This window comes from Polymorphobacter sp. (assembly GCF_051860865.1).
In the GTDB taxonomy this organism is placed as follows: Bacteria; Pseudomonadota; Alphaproteobacteria; order Sphingomonadales; family Sphingomonadaceae; genus Sandarakinorhabdus.
Window position 1 is genome coordinate 1 of the sequence record NZ_JBIMKZ010000129.1, and the last position, 3,636, is coordinate 3,636.

The following is a 3,636-nucleotide window of genomic DNA, read 5'->3' on the forward strand; positions in this document are numbered from 1 at the left end:
GGCCGGCCCCATCCGCGAGCCGCCGAGCCCGGACAGGCCGAAGCTGGTCTTCTCCGGCTCATAGGTCATGTAGGTCAGCCCGCAGTCATTGACCGAGACGCCGCCGGCATTGATCCGGTACGCCACCGGCATCGCCTCCTCGATGCTGCCGGCAATCACCGATCCGGAGAGGCCGAAGCTCGTGTCATTGGCCAGCCGCACCGCCTCGTCGAGGCTGTCGAAGGCCATCACCGGCAGCAGCGGTCCAAAACTTTCCTCGCGCATGATCGCCATCTCGTGCGTCACGCCGGTCAGCACGGTCGGCGGGCACCAGACCCCGCCCGCCTGCACCAGCGCCCCGCCACATTCGATCCGCGCGCCGCGCACGCGCGCATCGTCGAGATGCGCCGCCACCACATCGGCCTGGCGCGAGAAGATCATCGGCCCAATGTCGCCGTCATGAATATCGGCGACATTGAGCGTCACCGCCTTCGCCTTCTCGACCAGCCGCGCCACGAAATCGTCATGGATCGCCCGGTCGACATAGACCCGCTCGATCGACAGGCAGACCTGGCCCGAATTGAGCACCGAGCCGCGCAGCACCGCATCGGTCGCCCGCTCGATGTCGGCCGAGGCCATCACCACCACCGGGTCCTTGCCGCCCAGTTCGAGAAACGCCGGGATAAACCGCCGCGCCGCCGCCTCGGCCACCTTGCGCCCGGTCGGCACCGAGCCGGTGAAGCAGATCAGGTCGACGGCATCGATCAGCGCCGCCCCGGTCGCCCCGTCGCCGAGCACGAAGCGCACCACGCCGGCCAGTTCCGGCACCGCCGCCAGCGTCGCCAGCAGCGGCGCCACGAACCTTGACGTCACTTCGGACGGCTTGACGATCACCGCGCACCCGGCCGCCAGTGCCGGCACCGCATCGATCAGCGACAGGGTTACCGGAAAATTCCACGGCGAGATGAACCCCGCCACCGGATAGGGCACGAACTGGTTCTGGTAGCGCACCGTCTCGATCAGCGCCGACGCCCGCGCCTCGGTGCCGCCATGCTCGCCCAGGATCTCGGGCGCCATCCGCGCCCAGCGCCGCAAATTCTTCGCCGCCCCGTCGACCTCGCGCTCGGACAGCAGCCACCGCCCGGTATCCGCCGCCAGCGCCTCGATGATCGGCAGCCGCCCGGCCTCGATCGCCTCGGCCCAGCGCACCAGCGCCGCCGCCCGGGCCGAGGTGGGCAGCGCCGCCCACGCCGGCTGCGCTGCCCGCAATCCCGCCACGGCATCGGTCACATCGGCCGGCCCGGCCGCGTCGAACCGACAGTCGACCGCGCCACTGCGCGGGTTGCGCGCCTCGATCGTCCGGCGCGATGCGTCCGCACTCACTGTTTCGGCATGGGTCACAAAGGCACCTGTCCAATGGTCATTATAATGTTATGATGACCTGTCACGAACGAAAGCGCAAGCGTCAGTTTTCACCCGCGCTCATTCGCCGACAAGCGCTTTGGGAATGTCGCTGTCGTCTTCCGCCAGTTCCTGCAATTCCAGCGCCAGCACGCGCAGGATCCGCCGCACCATCGCCTCATGCCAGTCCAGCCGCGCCTTGGCGGCATCGCCGGGCAGCGTCATTTCGTTCAATTTTTCAATATCGACAGTGCCCTGGCTGACCAGCAGCGACTCCAGCGTATCGAGTCGCTCATAAACGGTGCCCAGCTCCCCGGCGAGTGCCAGCACCATCGCCAGCAGCCGGTCCGAATCCGGATCTTTCAGGAAATGCGGTCGCGGCCCGGCGGTTGCCGCCACCGATTTCTTCACCGCCTCGAGCTTGTCCATCCCTGCCTCCTGCCATTGCGCTTGCCGTTCTTAAGCCATCATATCATTATGACAACCTGATGTCATGAAAATCGGATGGCCTTGCCAAGGCCGATGCTATCGCTATTGAAATCGCTTGCAGGCCTGCGGCCGGAATGAGGAAGAAGCACGTGGTCGTCGATGATGGCAGGATGAGCCCGCCGCGTTACGTTCAAGCCTATACGGCGCTCCGTGACTGGATCCAGCAGGGGGTCTATCTGCAAGGCGCGCAGCTCCCCTCCGAGCCCGAGCTGTGCAAGCTGTTCGGCGTCTCGCGCATCACCGTCCGCGCCGCCGTCGAGTTGCTGGAAAAGGAAAAGCTGGTCATCCGCAAGCAGGGTCGCGGCACCTTCGTCAGCGCCGCCATTGCCGATGTCCCCAGCCGCGGCGATTTCGCCGAACTCGTCCGCCGCCTGCGCCAGCTCGATGCCAAGTCCTCGCTCAAGGACATCGAGATCGTCACCCGCCAGGCCGACGAGAACACCGCCCGCGATCTCCAGATCAGCACCGAGGACATGGTCATCCAGGCAAGCTTCACCCGGATGCGCGGCAACAAGCCGATCGGCGTCACCCTGCTGTCCATCCCCACCCATCTCGGCATCGCGCTGACCGAGGAAGACCTGCGCAATTCGCCCGCCCCCACCATCCTCCAGGGCAAGGGCTATGACATTCTCGGCGCCCACCAGCTGATCGGTGCGACGCTGGCCGACGCCCGCATCGCCGAGGCGCTGGGCATCAACATCGGTGCCCCGATCGTCCATGTCCGGCTGCTGGTGCTGGACCTGTTCTCCAAGCCGATCGAGCTGCTGACGGCCTATTATCTTGCCGAAAGCTATGTCCATCACGTCTTCCTCGCCGCCCGGCCGGGCGCCGCCGCCAACGCGACGGTCCCCGCCGGCTCGCCGGCTTAAGCTGCCGGCCCGGCGGCTTAAGCCGCCGGCTTCAGCGACAGATAGCGGGACTGGACATTCCCGCCCGGAAAGTCGGACCAGCCCTGCACCCGCGGCGACACCAGCCGCCGGGCTGTGGTGAAGTAGATCGGCAGCAGCGGATAATCGGCCATCGCCCGCTGCTCGGCCGCCGCCAGCATCGCCATCCGCCGCGCCGTGTCCGCCTGCTCATCGGCCGCCGCCACCATGCCGTCGATGGCCGGGTTCTTGTAGCCGGTCAGGTTGGTCTGCGACCGCGCCTTGACCAGCGCCAGGAAAGTCGACGGATCGTCATAGGGCGCAAACCACTGGTAGCGGATCACGTCGAACTTGCCGCCGCGCGCATCATTGGTGATCCCCCGGAAGTCCGAGGCCTTGAGCATTGTCTGCACCCCCACCTGCTTCCACATGTCGGCCAGTGCCACCGCGATCTGCCGGCTCTCCTCCTTGCTGTCGTAGCGCACCTCGAAGCTCAGCGGCTTGCCCGCCCCATAGCCGGCGCCGGCCAGCAGCGTCCTGGCTTCCGCCTGCCGCTCGGCCAGCGGCCGCGCCGCATCGGCCGAAGGCAGCCGCCTGAAGTCGGAAATGTCGGACGGCACCAGGCTCCACGCCGCCTCGGTCTCGCCGCGCAGGATCTGCTTGGCGATCCCGTCCTTGTCCACCGCCAATGTCAGCGCCTTGCGCACCGCCACATTGTCGAACGGCGGCTTGGCGTTGTTGAAGATATAATAATAGAGCCCGTAGTTCGTCGCGATATGCACCTGGTCGCCGAAGCTCGTCTTCAGGAATTCGGTCTGCTCGGGCGGAAAGTTGAGGATGATGTCCACCTCATTGGCCCGGTACCGCTTGACCAGCGCCCCGGTATCATCGGTCGGATAGT

4 protein-coding genes are annotated in these 3,636 nt (G+C 66.5%); 1 reads left to right on the forward strand and 3 read right to left on the reverse strand.

Features of this window, described 5'->3' with window-relative positions:
- A partial coding sequence (locus ACTIFJ_RS15045; protein ID WP_439534928.1) for an aldehyde dehydrogenase family protein occupies nucleotides 1-1,362 on the reverse strand: 1,362 nt, incomplete at its 3' end.
- Nucleotides 1,363-1,461: 99 nt separating this feature from the next.
- Nucleotides 1,462-1,809 (reverse strand): hypothetical protein, encoded by a 348-nt coding sequence (locus ACTIFJ_RS15050; RefSeq protein ID WP_439534929.1) that lies wholly within the window; start codon nucleotides 1,807-1,809, stop codon nucleotides 1,462-1,464.
- Between the two features lie 134 nt (nucleotides 1,810-1,943).
- Between ACTIFJ_RS15050 and ACTIFJ_RS15055 the strand changes: the two genes are divergently transcribed.
- Nucleotides 1,944-2,738, forward strand: coding sequence for a GntR family transcriptional regulator (locus ACTIFJ_RS15055; RefSeq protein ID WP_439534930.1), 795 nt, complete (start codon nucleotides 1,944-1,946; stop codon nucleotides 2,736-2,738).
- Nucleotides 2,739-2,755: 17 nt separating this feature from the next.
- On the opposite strand, the gene ACTIFJ_RS15060 is transcribed toward ACTIFJ_RS15055, so the two are convergent.
- Nucleotides 2,756-3,636, reverse strand: an 881-nt coding sequence (locus ACTIFJ_RS15060) for a peptide ABC transporter substrate-binding protein (protein ID WP_439534931.1), incomplete at its 5' end; no start/stop codon positions are given.